Annotated in this window: 12 protein-coding genes; 5 read left to right on the forward strand and 7 right to left on the reverse strand. The window is 71.0% G+C overall.

Translation table 11 applies throughout. From position 1 onward, the window contains the following. Positions 1-54 precede the first annotated feature (54 nt). A complete protein-coding gene (locus tag ACH4DZ_RS16850) occupies positions 55-840 on the reverse strand; it encodes an SDR family oxidoreductase (protein WP_398287877.1) in 786 nt (261 codons plus the stop codon). An 87-nt stretch (positions 841-927) separates the two neighbouring features. Between ACH4DZ_RS16850 and ACH4DZ_RS16855 the strand changes: the two genes are divergently transcribed. Continuing rightward, positions 928-2,073: an acyl-CoA dehydrogenase family protein gene (locus ACH4DZ_RS16855; RefSeq protein ID WP_398287878.1), complete on the forward strand. Its 1,146-nt coding sequence runs from the start codon at positions 928-930 to the stop codon at positions 2,071-2,073. After that, positions 2,073-3,152, forward strand: coding sequence for an acyl-CoA dehydrogenase family protein (locus ACH4DZ_RS16860; protein ID WP_398287879.1), 1,080 nt, complete (start codon positions 2,073-2,075; stop codon positions 3,150-3,152). The genes ACH4DZ_RS16855 and ACH4DZ_RS16860 overlap by 1 nt, the downstream gene beginning before the upstream one ends. Positions 3,153-3,182: 30 nt before the next feature. On the opposite strand, the gene ACH4DZ_RS16865 is transcribed toward ACH4DZ_RS16860, so the two are convergent. From ACH4DZ_RS16865 to ACH4DZ_RS16875, 3 genes are all read right to left on the reverse strand, one after another. Then, complete coding sequence (locus ACH4DZ_RS16865; protein WP_398287880.1) at positions 3,183-4,811, reverse strand: cytochrome bc complex cytochrome b subunit; 1,629 nt, start codon at positions 4,809-4,811, stop codon at positions 3,183-3,185. A gap of 711 nt (positions 4,812-5,522) precedes the next feature. Continuing rightward, positions 5,523-6,626, reverse strand: a complete 1,104-nt coding sequence (locus tag ACH4DZ_RS16870; RefSeq protein WP_398287881.1) for a hypothetical protein — start codon at positions 6,624-6,626, stop codon at positions 5,523-5,525. 11 nt (positions 6,627-6,637) lie between these two features. Continuing rightward, entirely contained in the window at positions 6,638-6,856 is a 219-nt protein-coding gene (locus tag ACH4DZ_RS16875) for a hypothetical protein (RefSeq protein ID WP_398287882.1), read from the reverse strand. Positions 6,857-6,930: 74 nt separating this feature from the next. Here ACH4DZ_RS16875 and ACH4DZ_RS16880 point away from each other — a divergent pair, with 74 nt between their 5' ends. Continuing rightward, positions 6,931-7,758, forward strand: coding sequence for a chitosanase (locus tag ACH4DZ_RS16880; RefSeq protein ID WP_398287883.1), 828 nt, complete (start codon positions 6,931-6,933; stop codon positions 7,756-7,758). A gap of 279 nt (positions 7,759-8,037) precedes the next feature. Here the strand turns inward: ACH4DZ_RS16880 and ACH4DZ_RS16885 are convergent, their stop codons facing one another. From ACH4DZ_RS16885 to ACH4DZ_RS16895, 3 genes are all read right to left on the reverse strand, one after another. Next, positions 8,038-9,498: a glutamate synthase subunit beta gene (locus ACH4DZ_RS16885; protein ID WP_398287884.1), complete on the reverse strand. Its 1,461-nt coding sequence runs from the start codon at positions 9,496-9,498 to the stop codon at positions 8,038-8,040. Next, positions 9,491-14,086, reverse strand: a complete 4,596-nt coding sequence (gene gltB, locus ACH4DZ_RS16890) for a glutamate synthase large subunit (RefSeq protein WP_398287885.1) — start codon at positions 14,084-14,086, stop codon at positions 9,491-9,493. Before gltB ends, ACH4DZ_RS16885 begins: the two co-directional genes overlap by 8 nt. Positions 14,087-14,498: 412 nt before the next feature. Beyond that, positions 14,499-15,230 carry a VIT1/CCC1 transporter family protein gene (locus ACH4DZ_RS16895; RefSeq protein WP_398287886.1) on the reverse strand — a complete coding sequence of 244 codons (732 nt, stop codon included), beginning with the start codon at positions 15,228-15,230 and terminating at the stop codon, positions 14,499-14,501. A 293-nt stretch (positions 15,231-15,523) separates the two neighbouring features. On the opposite strand from ACH4DZ_RS16895, the gene ACH4DZ_RS16900 reads away from it, so the two are divergent. Both ACH4DZ_RS16900 and ACH4DZ_RS16905 read left to right on the forward strand, forming a co-directional pair. Beyond that, positions 15,524-16,537 (forward strand): ADP-ribosylglycohydrolase family protein, encoded by a 1,014-nt coding sequence (locus ACH4DZ_RS16900; RefSeq protein WP_398287887.1) that lies wholly within the window; start codon positions 15,524-15,526, stop codon positions 16,535-16,537. After that, positions 16,429-17,910, forward strand: a complete 1,482-nt coding sequence (locus ACH4DZ_RS16905) for an ADP-ribosylglycohydrolase family protein (RefSeq protein ID WP_398288302.1) — start codon at positions 16,429-16,431, stop codon at positions 17,908-17,910. The genes ACH4DZ_RS16900 and ACH4DZ_RS16905 overlap by 109 nt, the downstream gene beginning before the upstream one ends. The last annotated feature ends 3 nt before the right edge of the window (positions 17,911-17,913 follow it).

The following is a 17,913-nucleotide window of genomic DNA, read 5'->3' on the forward strand; positions in this document are numbered from 1 at the left end:
ACACACACCACCACGCCACCACCACCCACCCCACGGCCGACCCCAGCGGAGCGCTCACGCATGTTGGCTGCTCACGGAGACCACCTCGCCCGTCAGATACGAGGAGTACCCGGACGCCAGGAACACGATCACGTTGGCCACCTCCCACGGCTCGGCGTACCGCCCGAACGCCTCGCGGGCCGTCAGCTCCGCCAGCAGTTCGGGTGTCGTCACCTTCACCAGGTGCGGATGCATGGCGAGGCTCGGTGAGACGGCGTTGACCCGCACTCCGAATCCCGCCGCCTCCATCGCCGCGCACCGGGTGAGCGCCATCACGCCCGATTTCGCCGCCGCGTAGTGCGCCTGCCCGGCCTGTGCGCGCCAGCCGACCACGGAGGCGTTGTTGACGATCACACCGCCGAGGCCGCCTTCGCGGAAGGCCCGCAGGGCCGCGCGCGTACACCGGAACGTGCCGTTCAGTGTCACGTCGAGGACCCTCGACCACTGTTCGTCACTCATGTCGACGAGGTCCGAGGAGCCGCCGAGTCCTGCGTTGTTGACCACGATGTCGAGCCGTCCGTGCAGCCGCAGGGCCGTGCCGAAGAGCGTCTGCACCTGGGCTTCGTCAGTGACGTCGCAGGCGAGCGCCGCGACCCCCTCGAACTCCGCCGCCAGCTCCGCCTCGTACTGCTTGAGCCGCCGCTCGTGCGCGTCGCTGATCAGCACGCGCGCGCCCTCCTCCAGGAAGCGGCGGGCCGTGGCACCGCCGATGCCCGCGCCGGCGGCGGCCGTGATGACGGCGGTGCGTCCCTTCAGCAGTCCGTGCCCGGGCTCGTACACCGGACCCTCGACGTCTGTCATAGGGTCACGCTAACCTACCAAACACTTGTTAGGGAAGGTTGCGGTTGCACAGGGAGCCCGCGCAGGTCGAGCAAGAGGAAGGTGATCGTGGATCTCACGTACTCCCCCGCCGATCAGGCGTTCCGCGCAGAGGCCCGGGCCTGGCTCGACGCGCACGTACCGGCCGGGCCGCCGGCCTCCCTGGAGACCGAGGAGGGCTTCGCGGCCCACCGTGCCTGGGAGGCCGAACTCGCCGCCGACCGCTGGTCGGTGGTGTCCTGGCCGGCCGAGTACGGCGGACGGGACTGCGGGCTGGTGCGGTGGCTGGTCTTCGAGGAGGAGTACTGGGCGGCGGGGGCCCCGGGCCGGGTCGGGCAGAACGGCGTCAGCCTCCTCGCACCGACCCTCTTCGACCACGGCACCGAGGAGCAGCGCGCGCGGATCCTGCCGCCGATGGCCCGCGGCGAGGTCGTCTGGGCGCAGGCCTGGTCCGAGCCGGAGGCCGGGTCCGACCTCGCCTCCCTCAGGTCCAGAGCGGTGCGTACGGACGGCGGCTGGCTGCTGAGCGGACACAAGACGTGGTCGTCGCGGGCCGCGTTCGCCGACCGCGCGTTCGGCCTCTTCCGCAGCGAGCCGGACACGCCGAAACCCCATCAGGGCCTCACCTACCTGATGTTCGGCCTGCGGGCGCCGGGCGTGACCGTCCGCCCGATCGGCAGGCTGGACGGGAAGCCGGCCTTCGCCGAACTCGTCCTGGACGAGGTGTTCGTGCCGGACGAGGACGTGATCGGCGATCCCGGCCAGGGCTGGCGGGTGGCGATGTCCACGGCGGGCAACGAACGCGGTCTGACGCTCCGTTCCCCCGGCCGTTTCCTGGCGCCGGCACAGCGGCTGGCCGCGCTGTGGCACGAGCGCGGCCGGGACCCGTACACGCGTGACCGGGTGGCCGACGCGCTGATCGGTGCCCGCGCGTACCAGTTGTTCACGTACGCGGCGGCCTCCCGCTTCCTCGACGGCGAGCCCCTCGGTCCGGAGTCCAGCATGAACAAGGTCTTCTGGTCCGAGTACGACATCGCCCTGCACGAGACGGCGCTCGATCTGCTCGGCCCGCAAGGGGAGTTGGCGGACGGCGGCGGAGGGTGGGCCGGGGGTTTCGTCTTCTCGCTCGCGGGGCCCATCTACGCGGGCACGAACGAGATCCAGCGCGACATCATCGCCGAGCGGCTGCTCGGCCTGCCGAAGGGGCGTCGTTGATGCGGTTCCTCCTGGACGACGAACAGACCGCCTTCGCGCGCTCGCTGGACGCCCTGCTGACGGCTGCGGACACGCCCGCGGTCGTACGGGCCTGGGGCGCCGGCGACCACACGGCCGGGCGGGCGCTGTGGTCGCGGATCGCGGACCTGGGGGTGTTCGCGCTGGCGGTGCCCGAGGCGGAGGCGTACGGAGGACTCGGGCCGCGGCCCGTCGAGGTGGCCGTCGCCTTCTTGGAGTTGGGGAGGCATGCGGTGCCGGGGCCGTTGGTGGAGACGGTGGCGGCGGGCGCGCTGCTCACCGGGCCGGGGTTCGCGAACCCCGCGAAGAGATTCCTGCCGGGGCTGGTCTCCGGGGAGACGGTCGTGACGGCGGCCGTGCCGGGCGGGGGGCCGTACGTCCTGGACGGGGACGTGGCGGACGTGGAGCTGAGCGTGACTGGGGGTGGGGAGGGCGGTGGGGACGGGGGTGAGGGCGGGGAGGGGGTTGGGGCTTGGGAGTTGTGGGTGGGGCAGGGGGGTGCCGCTCGTGAAGGGCTCGAATCGGGTGTGTGCCGGTCCCTCGATACTGCCCGCCGTCTGTGCCTTCCCCGTGCCGGGGGTGAGCTGCTGGCCGCCGGGCCGCAGGTCGTCACGGGTGCCGCCGAGGCCGTTCGCTGGGCGCGGCTCGCGACCGCCGCCCAGGCTCTCGGAGTGGGTCTCGCCCTGCTCGACAGGACCGTGGCGTACGTGAAGCAGCGCAGCCAGTTCGGTGTGCCCGTCGGCTCGTTCCAGGCGGTCCGGCACCGGTTGGCCGATGCGAAGATCGCGCTGGAGTTCGCGCGTCCGCTGGTCTTCGGCGCCGCGCTGTCGATGACCCCGGCCGACGTCGCCGCCGCCAAGGTCGCGGCCTGCGAGGCGGCGTACGCGACGGCCCGTACGGCCCTGCAGTTGCACGGCGCGATCGGTTACACCGCGGAGTACGACCTCTCGCTGTGGCTGACCAAGGCGCGGGCGCTGCGCTCCGCCTGGGGCGGTCCGGGTGAGTGCCGGGCGGTGGTGCTGGACTGTGGTGCCGGGACCGCGGCGATACGGGCTGGGTGAACCTCTTGGGACTCCTGGGACTTGGGGTCCTCAGTGGTGGTCGTCGCTGCTGGTGAGTTCGTGGTACTCCTCGGCGGTCGGCTTGGGGATGTGCGCGTTCTGGCCGTACATGGCGTGGGCGAGGCGCGCCCGCAGGCGCTGGGTGGGTTTGACCTTGCGTTCGACGCCGTTCGCGTCGACGAGCGGGCCCACGTCGTAGGGCGGGACCTGGTCGTGCTGGGTGAGGGTGAACCGCTGGGCCCGGGTGAGGGGTTCGTGCACCTCGACGTACTCGCCGTGCGGCAGCCGTTTGATCGTGCCGGACTCCCTGCCGTGCAGCACCTTGTCCCGGTCGCCGCGTTGCAGGCCGAGACAGACTCGCTTCGTGACGACGAAGGCGAGGAGAGGTACGAGGAGGACGGCGATCCGTACGAACCAGGTGATCGCGTTGATCGACAGGTGGAGGTGGGTGGCGACGATGTCGTTGCCCCCGCCGATGAGGAGTACGGCGTACAGGCTCAGCCAGGCCACGCCCAGTGCCGTGCGGGTGGGGACGTTGCGGGGGCGGTCGAGGATGTGGTGCTCGCGTTTGTCGCCGGTGATCCACGCTTCGACGAACGGGTAGACGCCGATCGCCAGCAGGATCAGCGGGAAGAGGGTGAAGGGGATGAAGACGCCCAGTTGCAGGGTGTGGCCCCAGGCGTCGATCTCCCATCCCGGCATCACCCGGATCAGGCCCTCGGAGAAGCCGAGATACCAGTCGGGCTGGGCGCCGGTGGTGACCAGGTCCGCGCGGTAGGGGCCGAACGCCCACACGGGGTTGATCGTGGCGATCGCGCCCATCATCGACAGCACGCCGAAGACCAGGAAGAAGAAGCCGCCCGCCTTGGCCATGTAGACCGGCATGAACGGCATGCCGACGACCGATTTCTGGTCGCGGCCGGGGCCGGGGTACTGCGTGTGCTTGTGGTAGAAGACCAGGATCAGGTGGGCGACGACCAGCCCGAGCATGATCCCGGGCAGGAGGAGGACGTGGACCGGGAAGAGCCTGGAGATGATGTCGTGTCCTGGGAACTCTCCGCCGAAGAGGAAGAAGGAGAGGTACGTGCCGACGACGGGGACGGACAGGATCGCGCCCTGGGCGAAGCGGATGCCGGTGCCGGAGAGCAGGTCGTCGGGGAGCGAGTAGCCGGTCAGGCCGGTGAGGATGCCGAGGAACAACAGGGTCCAGCCGAAGAGCCAGTTCAGCTCGCGGGGCTTGCGGAAGGCGCCTGTGAAGAACACGCGCATCATGTGGACGAGCATTCCGGCGACGAAGACGAGTGCTGCCCAGTGGTGGATCTGGCGGATGAGGAGTCCGCCGCGTACGTCGAAGCTGATGTCGAGGGTGGACTCGTACGCCCTGGTCATGATGATGCCGTTGAGGGGTTCGTACGAGCCGTTGTAGACCACTTCCACGCCGCTGGGTTCGAAGAAGAGGGTGAGGTAGACGCCGGTGAGGATCAGGATGAGGAAGCTGTAGAGGCAGATCTCGCCGAGCATGAAGGACCAGTGGTCCGGGAACACCTTGCGCATCTGGGTCTTGGCGAGGGTGTAGATGCCGAGGCGGCCGTCTGCCCAGTCTGCGAGGCGTTCGCCGCTGTTTGCGTCCGCCGGTCGTTTCGCGCTTCGCCCGTCCATATGTGGCCCTCCCCATAGGCACCGCTCGTCGCTTGCCGCTCGCCGCTCGCCGCTCGTCGCTCGTCGCTCTCGCTCGTCGTTCAGAGTGGCACGGGGTTCTGCGAAGGCGAAGGGGTTGTTCGGTCCGTCTGTTCGGCTGAACGTCGGTGGGGGCTTGTCGCGCCGTTCCTCGCGCCCCTGGGTGCGTGGGTGGGCGGGGGCGCGCCGGGACATCCGGTCGCCGCTCTCGCAAAGTCGGGTCGAGGCGTGTTGCCGCGGCGCCCGGACATCCCGACACACCCCCTCCACGCGGGAGGGTCGACAACCCCCGGTGGAACTTGCGGTCCCAGCCCTCGAAACGACGCGAGCACCGACACAGCCGCAACCGGCCCGGCCTTTCAGCGGCGCGGGCAACTGCGCAACCCTTTAGACCAGCCGCAACCGGCCCGGCCTCTTAGGGGCGCAGGGAACTGCGCAATCCTTTAGGCCAGCCGCAACCGGCCCGGCCTTTCAGGGGCGCGGGGAACTGCGCAACCCTTTAGGCCAGCCGCAACCGGCCCGGCCTTTCAGGGGCGCGGGGAACTGCGCAACCCTTTAGGCCAGCCCCCACCGGCCCGGTCTTTCAGGGGCGCGGGGAACTGCGCAATCCTTTGGGCCAGCCCTCACCCGCCGCGCGGTGTGAACCGGCCTCAGCCGCCCCGTCCCGGAGGGGCCCGGTGGGGGGCGGGCCCCCTACCCGGCCGCCCGTTCCTGGAATGCCCGCAGGGCAAGAACCCGATCCCGTGCCGAGTCGGACATCAGCTCGACCAGCGGCAGCACCAGGTCCCACAGGTCCTCCTTCTCGACCCCACGGGCCAGCGCGTCAAGCCCCGCATCGTCGAGCGCCCCCGCAACCCCCGCCACAATCCGCCGCGCGCTCGGCGGCAACACCCCCACCAGGGGCAGGAAGTCCCCCCAGAGGCCGGTCGCCACCACCCCGAGGACGAGCCCGCCCAGCACCGCGGGGTCCCGCAGCGCGGGCAGCGCGGCGACGGCCCGCAGCTCGTCCTCGCTCAGCAGCGACACGATCGGCAGCAGCGACTCCCACAGGTCCTGCTCGGCGGTGGCGCGTATCAAGGAGTCGAGCCGGCCCACCGGTTGCGCGGCGGTCAGCGACGCGATCCGGGCCCGCTGCTCACCCGCCGCCATGCCCGCGACGGCGATGGCCTCGGGCCACAGGTCGTGGTCGGCGGCGGCCTCGATGACCGAGGAGATCCGTTCGTCGTCGAGCAGTGCGACGATGTGCCCGAGCCGCTCGGGGTGGTCGATGACGAAGCCCGTGCGCAGCAGAGTCGTTTCGTCGAGCTGCGGCAGGATGCTCTTCAGCGCCGAGTCCCGCAGGTGGCCGACGAACCGGCCCATCGTGAGGTGGTCGCCGCGTTCGGCGAGGACGAGGGCGATGCGTACGACGATGCCGTCGTCCAGCCTGCCCATGATCCCGGCGATGCGGCGCGGGTCGACGTGGTGGCAGCAGCGGGCCGTGAAGTCGGCCGGGAGTCTGTCGATGATGTCGGCCGCGCGGGCCGGTTCGAGGCGTCCGGCGAGCGCGGCGGCCAGACGCGGGCCCAGTGCCTTCTGGGCGATGCCCGCGGCGACGGCGGCGGGCAGCAGTTTCGTCAGGCCTGCGATGCGGTCGAGCAGGACGGGGTCCTCGTCGAAGAGCGCGGCGACGGCACTCTCACGGAAGAGGCGTACGTCGTCGGCGGGCAGCTCTTCGAGGAACGCCAGTCGCCGTGGCTCGACGTCCAGCAGCCGGGCGAGCTTCAGGGTCTCGGCTCTGCCGCGCAGTGTGTCCATGCGGATTCCCTTCAGCGGAAGAGCATCCGGCGGACAGGTTCCCTGGTCAGGGCCGGTACGAGGGTGAGGGCGTCCTCGACGGACTCGTGCAGTCCGGAGGCTCGGCGCTCCCGTGCCCGGCGCAGTGCCTGGGCGAGCAACAGGGCCTGCGGACCGTCCAGTTCACCGAAGGCCGGCGGCAGTGGACCCGCCAACTCCGCTTTCAGCGACGTCAGTTCGTCCGCGCTCACAGGTCCTCCCCCGATGCTCACAGATGGTCCACCCGATGCGGCACGGCACCCTGCGGCGATCGTACTCTTTGCTCATGAAACGCGCTGGCCGTCTGTTGTTCGCCGTCGTCCCCCTCTTCGCGGTGGCGGCCTGCTTCGTCGTGCCCGGTCATGGCGATGAGGGCGGGCGTTCGGATGGCCGAAGCGCCACTCCCGATGCGCGTGCGGCCGGGCTGGACGCGCCGGCGAAGAAGGAGCTGGCGCAGCGGATCGTGTCCAGCGCCGAGAACTCCAGCCTGGACTGGCGTGCGCAGTACGACTACATCGAGGACATCGACGACGGCCGCGGGTACACCGCGGGCATCATCGGCTTCACCACCGGTACGCATGATCTGCTCGTCCTGGTCGAGCGCTATACGAAGTCGCATCCGGGCAATGGGCTGGCGCGGTATCTGCCCGCTCTGCGGGAGGTCGACGGGTCCGAGTCGCATGCGGGGCTGGGCGCCGCGTTCGTGGCTGCCTGGAAGGCGGAGTCGGGGAAGGCCGCGTTCCGACGGGCTCAGGATTCCGAGCGGGACCGGGTGTACTTCGATCCCGCGGTGCGACTCGCGCGGCGGGACGGGCTGGGTGTGCTCGGGCAGTTCATCTACTACGACGCCATGGTGATGCACGGGCCCGGCAATCCCGGGTTCTACGGCATCCGTGAGCGGGCCATGGCGGAGGCGGACACTCCTGCGGAGGGTGGCAAGGAGGCCGCGTATCTCGACATCTTCCTGGACATGCGGAAGAAGACCATGGAGGACGAGGGGCGGGACACCTCTCGTGTGGACACGGCTCAGCGGCGTTTTCTGTACGACGGCAATCTGGATCTGGACACTCCGCTGAAGTGGAAGGTCTACGGCCAGTCGTACGCAGTGAAGTAGCCGTTCCTTTCTCGCCCCCGCCGCCCCTACCCGTTCCCGTCACCACCTGGGGGCTCCGCCCCCGAACCCCCGCTGCGCAGTTCCCCGCGCCCCCAGATGCCCCTTTGGGGGCGCGGGGAACTGCGCGATTTTTGAGGCCCGCCCCCACGGGCCCGCAGACGCAAGCAAAACCCGTGCGGACGCACCACGGCGCCCACCAAGTCCGGTCGGGGACGAGGGCAGGCGCCGCGCTCAGTTCCGTACACCGTTGTACGGGACGTCTATGGGGGGGGTGGGGCGTCAGACCATCAGGGAGCGGTCCGTCGGGCGGACCGGAGCCGGCAGCTCGCTGACGCCGGTCAGGAAGCGGTCGACCCCGCGGGCGGCCGAGCGGCCCTCCGCGATGGCCCAGACGATGAGGGACTGGCCGCGCCCGGCGTCACCGGCGACGAACACGCCGGGCACGTTGGTCGCGTAGTCGCGGTCGCGGGCGATGTTGCCGCGCTCGTCGAGGTCGAGGGCGAACTGGGAGACCAGCCCGTTCTCCTGGTCGGTGCCGGTGAAACCCATGGCGAGGGTGACGAGCTGGGCGGGGATCTTGCGCTCCGTGCCCGGCTTCGGGGTGAGCTTGCCGTCGATGAACTCGACCTCACCGAGATGCAGCCACTGGACGTTGCCGTCCTCGTCGCCCTCGAAGTGGGTGGTGGAGACGGCGTAGACCCGCTCGCCGCCCTCCTCGTGCGCGGAGGTCACCTTGTAGAGCATGGGGAACGTCGGCCACGGCTGGTGCGGAGCGCGGTCCTCGCCCGGCTGGGGCATGATCTCCAGCTGGGTGACGGAGGCCGCGCCCTGGCGGTGGGCGGTGCCCACGCAGTCGGCGCCGGTGTCGCCGCCGCCGATGACGACGACGTGCTTGCCCTCGGCGGTGATGGGGGGCGCCACGAAGTCGCCCTCCTGCACCTTGTTGGCGAGCGGCAGGTACTCCATCGCGAAGTGGATGCCGTTCAGCTCGCGGCCGGGGACCGGCAGGTCGCGGGAGACGGTGGCGCCGGCGGCGATGACCACGGCGTCGTACCGCTTGCGCAGGTCGGTGGCCTTGAGGTCGCAGCCGATCTCGATGCCCGTACGGAAGCGGGTGCCCTCCGCGCGCATCTGCTCGATGCGGCGGTTGATGTGCCGCTTCTCCATCTTGAACTCGGGGATGCCGTAGCGCAGGAGGCCGCCGACGCGGTCCGCGCGCTCGTAGACGGCGACCGTGTGGCCGGCGCGGGTGAGCTGCTGTGCGGCGGCCAGGCCCGCGGGGCCGGAGCCGATGACGGCGACCGTCTTGCCGGAGAGGCGCTCGGGGGCCTGGGGAGCGACGTCGCCGCTGTCCCACGCCTTGTCGATGATCGAGACCTCGACGTTCTTGATGGTCACGGCGGGCTGGTTGATGCCCAGCACGCACGCCGACTCACAAGGGGCGGGGCACAGCCGGCCGGTGAACTCCGGGAAGTTGTTCGTGGCGTGCAGCCGCTCGGAGGCGGCGGACCAGTCCTCGCGGTACGCGAAGTCGTTCCACTCGGGGATGAGGTTCCCGAGCGGACAGCCGTTGTGGCAGAAGGGGATGCCGCAGTCCATGCAGCGCGAGGCCTGCGTGGGGATGATGGGCAGGAGGGAGCCCGGGACGTAGACCTCGTTCCAGTCCCTGACGCGCTCCTCGACGGGGCGGGTCCTGGCGACCTCTCGGCCGTGGTTCAGAAAGCCCTTGGGATCAGCCATTGGTCGCCGCCTCCATCATCTTCTCGGTGATCGCGGACTCGTCGAGTCCGGCTCGCTCGGCGGCGTCCTTGGCGGCGAGCACTGCCTTGTACGTGCTGGGGATGATCTTGCTGAAGCGGTCCACGGCGGTGTCCCACTCGGCCAGGAGCTTCTCGGCGACGGTGGAGGCCGTCTCCTCCTGGTGCCGGCGCACGACGTCGTGCAGCCACTGCTTGTCGGTGTCGTCCAGTTCCTCGACCGCGCCGAGGTTGCCGGCGTTGACGTTGTCGAGGTCGAGGTCGATGACGTACGCGATGCCGCCCGACATGCCGGCCGCGAAGTTGCGGCCCGTCTCGCCGATGACGACGGCGTGGCCGCCCGTCATGTACTCGCAGCCGTGGTCGCCCACGCCCTCGGCGACCACGGTCGCACCCGAGTTGCGGACGCAGAAGCGCTCGCCGGTGCGGCCGCGCAGGAAGAGCTCGCCGCCCGTCGCGCCGTACGCGATGGTGTTGCCGGCGATCGTGGAGAACTCGGCGAGGTGGTCGGCGCCCCGGTCGGGACGGACGATCACCCGGCCGCCGGAGAGGCCCTTGCCGACGTAGTCGTTGGCGTCGCCCTCCAGGCGCAGCGTCACACCGCGCGGCAGGAAGGCGCCGAAGGACTGGCCGGCGCTGCCGGTGAAGGTGATGTCGACGGTGTCGTCGGGCAGGCCCGCGCCGCCGAACTTCTTCGTCACCTCGTGGCCGAGCATGGTGCCGACCGTGCGGTTGATGTTGCGGATGGCGACCTGGGCGCGGACCGGCTGGGCGTCGGTGGCACCGGTCGCGTTGAGGGCGTCGGCGGCGAGCTTGATCAGCTCGTTGTCGAGCGCCTTCTCCAGGCCGTGGTCCTGCTGGATGGTCTGGTGGAGGGCCGCGCCCTCGGGCAGCTCGGGCACGTAGAAGAGCGGGGCCAGGTCCAGGCCCTGCGCCTTCCAGTGGTCGATCGCGCGGGCCACGTCGAGCGCCTCGGCGTGGCCGACGGCCTCCTCGATGGTGCGGAAGCCCAGCTCGGCGAGGATCTCGCGGACCTCTTCGGCGATGAACTTGAAGAAGTTGACGATGTACTCGGCCTTGCCGGTGAACCGGTCGCGCAGGACGGGGTTCTGGGTGGCGATGCCGACCGGGCAGGTGTCGAGGTGGCAGACGCGCATCATGACGCAGCCGGAGACGACGAGCGGCGCGGTCGCGAAACCGAACTCCTCGGCGCCGAGCAGCGCGGCGATGACGACGTCACGGCCGGTCTTCAGCTGCCCGTCGGTCTGTACGACGATGCGGTCGCGCAGCCCGTTCAGGAGCAACGTCTGCTGGGTCTCGGCGAGGCCGAGCTCCCAGGGACCGCCCGCGTGCTTGAGCGAGGTGAGCGGGGAGGCGCCCGTACCGCCGTCGTGTCCGGAGATCAGGACGACGTCCGCGTGCGCCTTGGAGACACCGGCGGCGACCGTGCCGACGCCGACCTCGGAGACCAGCTTCACGTGGATCCGCGCCTGCGGGTTCGCGTTCTTCAGGTCGTGGATCAGCTGGGCGAGGTCTTCGATGGAGTAGATGTCGTGGTGCGGGGGCGGGGAGATGAGGCCCACGCCGGGTGTCGAGTGACGCGTCTTTGCGACCCACGGGTAGACCTTGTGGCCGGGCAGCTGGCCGCCCTCACCGGGCTTGGCGCCCTGGGCCATCTTGATCTGGATGTCGTCCGCGTTGACCAGGTACTCGGAGGTGACGCCGAAGCGGCCGGAGGCGACCTGCTTGATGGAGGAGCGGCGCGCCGGGTCGTAGAGGCGGTCCGGGTCCTCGCCGCCCTCACCGGTGTTGGACTTGGCGCCCAGCTGGTTCATGGCGATGGCGAGCGTCTCGTGGGCTTCCTTGGAGATGGAGCCGTACGACATGGCGCCGGTGGAGAAGCGCTTGACGATCTCGCCGACCGGCTCGACCTCGTCGATGGAGATCGGCTCGCGGCCCGAGTTGAAGCCGAACAGGCCGCGCAGCGTCATGAGGCGCTCGGACTGCTCGTTCACGCGGTCCGTGTACTTCTTGAAGATGTCGTAGCGGTTGCTGCGCGCCGAGTGCTGGAGGCGGAAGACCGTCTCCGGGTCGAACAGGTGCGGCTCGCCCTCGCGGCGCCACTGGTACTCGCCGCCTATGTCGAGGGCGCGGTGCGCGGGCGCGATGCCGCTGGCCGGGTACGCCTTCGCGTGGCGGGCGGCGACCTCCTTGGCGACGACGTCGATGCCGACGCCGCCGATCTTGGTGGCGGTGCCGCTGAAGTACTTCTGGACGAAGGCCGTGTCCAGGCCGACGGCCTCGAAGACCTGGGCGCCGCGGTAGGAGGCGACGGTGGAGATGCCCATCTTGGACATGACCTTGAGAACGCCCTTGCCGAGCGCGTAGATCAGGTTGCGGATGGCCTGCTCGGGCTCGATGCCCGTCAGGAACGTCCCGGCCCTGACCAGGTCCTCGACGGACTCCATCGCCAGGTACGGGTTGACGGCCGCGGCGCCGAAGCCGATGAGGAGGGCCACGTGGTGGACCTCGCGGACGTCGCCCGCCTCGACCAGCAGGCCCACCTGGGTGCGCTGCTTGGTGCGGATGAGGTGGTGGTGGACGGCGGCGGTGAGCAGCAGCGAGGGGATCGGCGCGTGCTCGGCGTCGGAGTGCCGGTCCGAGAGGACGATCAGGCGTGCGCCGTTCTCGATGGCGGCGTCGGCCTCGGTGCAGATCTCCTCGATGCGGGCGGCGAGGGAGTCGCCGCCGCCGGAGACGCGGTACAGGCCGGAGAGCGTGGCGGCCTTCATGCCGGGCATGTCGCCGTCGGCGTTGATGTGGATGAGCTTGGCCAGCTCGTCGTTGTCGATCACCGGGAAGGGCAGGGTGACGCTTCGACAGGAGGCGGCGGTCGGCTCAAGGAGGTTGCCCGCGGGGCCGAGCGAGGAGCGCAGCGAGGTGACGAGCTCTTCGCGGATGGCGTCCAGCGGCGGGTTGGTGACCTGCGCGAACAGCTGGGTGAAGTAGTCGAAGAGCAGCCGGGGGCGCTCGGACAGGGCCGCGATGGGCGAGTCCGTGCCCATGGAGCCGAGGGGCTCGCCGGCGGTCTTGGCCATCGGGGCGAGGATGACGCGCAGCTCTTCCTCGGTGTAGCCGAAGGTCTGCTGGCGGCGGGTGACCGAGGCGTGCGTGTGCACGATGTGCTCGCGCTCGGGGAGGTCGGAGAGCTCGATCTCGCCGGCTTCCAGCCACTCCGCGTACGGGTTCTCGGCGGCGAGGCCGGCCTTGATCTCGTCGTCCTCGATGATCCGGTGCTCGGCGGTGTCCACGAGGAACATCCGGCCGGGCTGCAGGCGGCCCTTGCGGACGACCTTCGCGGGGTCGATGTCGAGGACGCCGACCTCGGAGCCGAGGACGACGAGGCCGTCGTCGGTGACCCAGTAGCGTCCGGGGCGCAGGCCGTTGCGGTCGAGGACCGCGCCGACCTGGGTGCCGTCGGTGAAGGTGACGCAGGCCGGGCCGTCCCAGGGCTCCATCTGCGTGGAGTGGAACTGGTAGAAGGCGCGGCGGGCCGGGTCCATGGAGGCGTGGTTCTCCCAGGCCTCCGGGATCATCATCAGCACGGAGTGCGGGAGGGACCGGCCGCCGAGGTGCAGCAGCTCCAGGACCTCGTCGAAGGAGGCGGAGTCGGACGCGTCGGGCGTGCAGATCGGGAAGATCCGGTCGAGGCTGTCCTGCTCGCCGAACAGGTCGGAGACGAGCTGGGACTCCCGGGCCGCCATCCAGTTGCGGTTGCCCTTGACCGTGTTGATCTCGCCGTTGTGCGCGACGAAGCGGTACGGGTGGGCGAGCGGCCAGCTCGGGAAGGTGTTGGTGGAGAACCGGGAGTGCACGAGCGCGATCGCGGAGGCGAAGCGGCGGTCGGACAGGTCCGGGAAGAAGGGCTCCAGCTGGCCGGTGGTCAGCATGCCCTTGTAGACGATGGTGCGGGCGGAGAGCGACGGGAAGTACACGCCGGCCTCGCGCTCGGCACGCTTGCGCAGCGCGAACGCCTTGCGGTCGAGGTCGATGCCCCGGCTGGACAGGTCCCCCACGAACACCTGGCGGAAGTGCGGCATCGTCGAGCGGGCGGTGGCGCCGAGCAGTCCGGGGGCGACCGGGACCTCGCGCCAGCCGAGGACCGTGAGGTTCTCCTCGGCGGCGATCGTCTCGATCCGTGAGACGGCGTCGGCGACGCCGTCCTCGGGCAGGAAGGCGATGCCGACCGCGTACGAGCCCGCCTCGGGCAGCTCGAATTCGGCCACCTCGCGGAAGAAGGCGTCGGGGACCTGGGACAGGATGCCCGCGCCGTCCCCGGAGTCGGGTTCCGAGCCGGTCGCGCCGCGGTGCTCCAGGTTGCGGAGCACGGTCAGCGCCTGTTCGACCAGCGCGTGGCTCGCCTCACCGGTGAGGGTCGCCACGAAGCCGACGCCGCAGGCGTCGTGCTCGTTGCGCGGGTCGTACATTCCCTGCGCGGCAGGGCGAGCATCCATGAAGGACCAGTTCCGGCCATTCTCGGAGTGCTGGGACGGCTGGCGCGGCGTACGCATCGGCTCTCCCGTCGTCGTCGTGTCTGGGGGGCACCTCCCAGGCCTTGAGGCTCTGGGGGCAAGTGCCGAGGGACGACGTTGGCCCTTAGCGAGAGTGCAAAATTTCGTGCAGGTTACATGATGGAGCGGTTCTCGTGAACCGGATACCGCGTTCCATCATGCGGACACCGCGGGTCGCGGCGAGGCGCCGCTCGTGGCGGCTGAAAAAGGGGGCCTTTTCGGTCAGATCGATGACCGTCGGCCCGGTCGCGGCAGGCAACGTCACCTGCTGCTCATGATGTGCGTGTGGTGCGGCGCGGGCGTCATTGCCCGCGGCGCTTACGGCTCATGCCCAATGGTTAAGCGTTCGAAACCGCCGAGTAACGGCTACTTATGCAGTCCCTTGCATAGGTGCGCGATCAGGCGGTGCCGGTCATCCTACGGCCGTTCCGAAGAAACTGCCCAGGGCGTACGTCACACCGGCCGCGGCCCCGCCCAGCGCGAGCTGCCGCAGCCCGCTGAACCACCATGACCTGGCGGTCACCTTGGCGACGATCGCACCGCAGGCGAAGAGCCCGAGGGCGGCGAGGAGCAGGGCGGGCCAGAGGGTGGCGGCCCCCAGCAGGTACGGGAGGACGGGGAGCAGGGCGCCCAGGGCGAACGCGCCGAAGCTCGACACCGCGGCGACGAGGGGCGAGGGCAGGTCGCCGGGATCGATGCCCAGCTCCTCCCGCGCGTGAATCTCCAGCGCCTGCTCGGGATCCCGGGACAGTTGCCGGGCGACTTCACCGGCGAGCGCGGACTCGACCCCACGGGCCTCGTAGAGCAGGGCGAGCTCGCGCTCCTCGTCCTGCGGGTGCTTCCTCAACTCCCGCCGCTCCACGTCGAGTTCGGCCTCGACGAGTTCGCGCTGCGAGGCGACGGAGGTGTACTCGCCGGCCGCCATGGAGAAGGCGCCCGCGGCCAGACCCGCGAGCCCGGTGATGACGACGGTCCGGTGGGAGACCGCTCCACCGGCCACACCGGTCATCAGCGCCAGGTTGGAGACGAGGCCGTCCATCGCACCGAAGACGGCCGGGCGCAGCCATCCGCCGTTCACGTCCCGGTGGGTGTGGTTGTCGCGGTGCGCCTCGTGCAGCGCGGCCTCGGTCTCGATGATGGCCATGCGGGGGTCCCCCAAGTGCTCGTTCACTGCCTGTTTGGACTTCTTCTACTTTTGGACAACTGCCAAAGTACGCCTGAAATTCCGCCCCCGCCAGCAAGGAAGGCCGTACTTACCTGCACCTTCACCCCCCTTCGCTCATCCGTGCCCACCTGCGCACAAATGTCGACCGGGTGACTCTGGGGCGCGTGAGGCTCCGGTGAACCCCTCCCGGGGGACACATCCGCAAAGGGGCTCCCGATTGGCCTGCGACCGGCTTCCGATCACCTGGGACCCCGCGACGGAGAGGGGCCGCCATGGCATCGATCGCCTGCGTTCCGCCGGTACCGGCGCCCGGGGGCGGGGGCGGCACCGCTCTTCGTGACCGGGCGCGCGGCGCACTGCTCGGGCTCGCCGTCGGGGACGCGCTGGGGGCGCCGGCCGAGAACATGAAACCGTCCGAGATCCGCGCGCGCTGGGGCCGCATCACGGGATACGTGGCCGAGAAGCCGGCCGGCACGGACGACACGGAGTACGCGATCTTCTCGGGCCTGCTGCTGGCACGGCACGGCTCGGCGCTCACGGTCGCCCACGTGGAGGCCGCCTGGCACCAGTGGATCGCGGACCGGGACGAGGGGCCGTTCCGGGGAGCGGGCTTCAGCGAACGGGGCACGCTGGAGAACCTGCGCCGGGGGCTCGCCGCCCCCATCTCCGCCCAGCACCGGCACGCCTGGAGCGACGGCCTCGCCATGCGGGCGGCGCCCTTCGGGGTCTTCGCGGCGGGCCGCCCCGCGGAGGCGGCCCGGCTGGTGGCGATCGACGGTTCGGTGAGCCACGACGGCGAGGGCATCTACGGCGGCCAGGCCGTCGCGGCGGGCGTCGCCGCGGCGATGGCGGGCGCGCCCACGATCGTCGTCGTCGCCTCCGCGCTGGCCGTCGTCCCCGACGACTCCTGGACGGCGCGCTCCCTGCGCAGGGCGGTGGCCTGCGCGCACCGCGGCGAACGCGCGGTGCGCTCGGCGGTCGTCATCGGCGGCTACCCCTGGACGGACCTGGCCCCCGAGGCCGTCGCCCTGGCCTTCGGCGCGTACGCGGCGGCCGACGGCGACTTCGAGGAGGCCGTCCTGACGGCGGTCAACATGGGCCGCGACGCCGACACGACGGCGGCGGTGGCGGGCGCCCTGGCCGGTGCCACACGCGGCGCCGCCGCGATCCCACCCGCCTGGGCGGCGGCGATCGGCCCCGCGAAGGGCAGCTGCCTCCCCTCCATGCGGGGCCACCACGTCCTGGACGTAGCAGACCTACTGACCCCGGCAGAGGACACCCAATGACCACCACACGCTTCTCAGAGACGCACCTTGCAGGGGCACACCTTTCAGGGACGCACCCTTCAGGGGCGCGGGAATCCGCGCAACAGGCCCCGCCAGAGACGCGCCTTTCAGGGGCGCGGGGAACTGCGCGACCAGCCCCAACGGCCCCGCACCCACCAACACACCCCGCACCCCCCACCCCCTCAGGGGCGCGGGGAACTGCGCGACCAGCCACGACGCACCCGCACACCCCCACCCACCCCAACCCACCCCGCCGAATCGAAGGCCTCCTGCTCGGCCTAGCGGCAGGCGACGCCGCAGGCTGGCCGGCAGCCCGGCACAGAGCCACCCGCATGCCCGAATGGACCAGACGCCTCACCCGCGAACTGGACACCTTCGCCGAACAGAACGCGACCACCACCCTCCCCGTCCCCATCGCCCTCAACCAACCCCCGGAACCCCTGAGACTCGGCCCCTCGGACGACGCCGAGTGGGCGGCCTTCGCGGCGGAGGCGGTCCTACGGGCCGCGGACGCCGCCGCCCTGGGCGACCTCAGCCGGGACCGCCGTATGCGCGCGGCGATCGACCTCTCCTGGAACGCGATCGCCAGCGAGGTCGCCGCCGCCGCGGACCGCGCCCCCGAGGTCGAGTCGGCGGTACTCCCCCTGCGCGCCCGCATCTCCGTACGCGCGGGCCTCGGCAACCTCGCCAACGGCCTGCGCCCACCCGCCTCGGGCCACGACAACCCCCACTACTTCGACGACGCGGCCTGCGTACGGGCCTGCGTCCTGGCGGTCGCCCACGCCGGAGACCCCCGGTCCGCCGCGGAACTGGCCGAGTTCGACGCCCGCTACACCCAGGACGGCGACGGCGTGCACGGCGCCCGCGCGATGGCCGCGGCCGTCGCACTCGCACTGGGCGGCGCCGACGTGGACGCCTGCGCGGAAGCGGCCCTCGCCGAACTCCCGGACACCACGGAGATCGGCCGCAACGCCCGCCACGCCCTAGCACTGGCCGACACCTGCGAAGCGGACGGGCACGGCGCCTTCGGGCTCGTCCCCCTCCTGGAACACCAGATCGTCGACCACGTCTACAGCTACGGCATCGCCGCCGCCGAGACCGTCCCGGTCGCCCTCGCACTCGCCGTCGCCGCCCGCGGCCGGATCGCGGAGGCGGTGCCCGCGGCGGCGTGTCTGTCCCGGGTCGCGGACTCGGCCCCGGCCCTCGCCGGCGCGCTGACCGGCGCACTCGGCGGCGGTACGGCCGTCCCCGCCGCCTGGCGCGACGCCTGCCGCACCCTGTCCGGCTGCACGCTGCCGCGCCTGACCGGCACGGACCTCATCGGACTCGCCGATCTGCTGGAAGCGACGGAACTGGCCCTCCCGGAGGGATGATTC

It is taken from the genome of Streptomyces sp. NPDC017991, assembly GCF_044328075.1.
Taxonomy (GTDB): Bacteria; Actinomycetota; Actinomycetes; order Streptomycetales; family Streptomycetaceae; genus Streptomyces.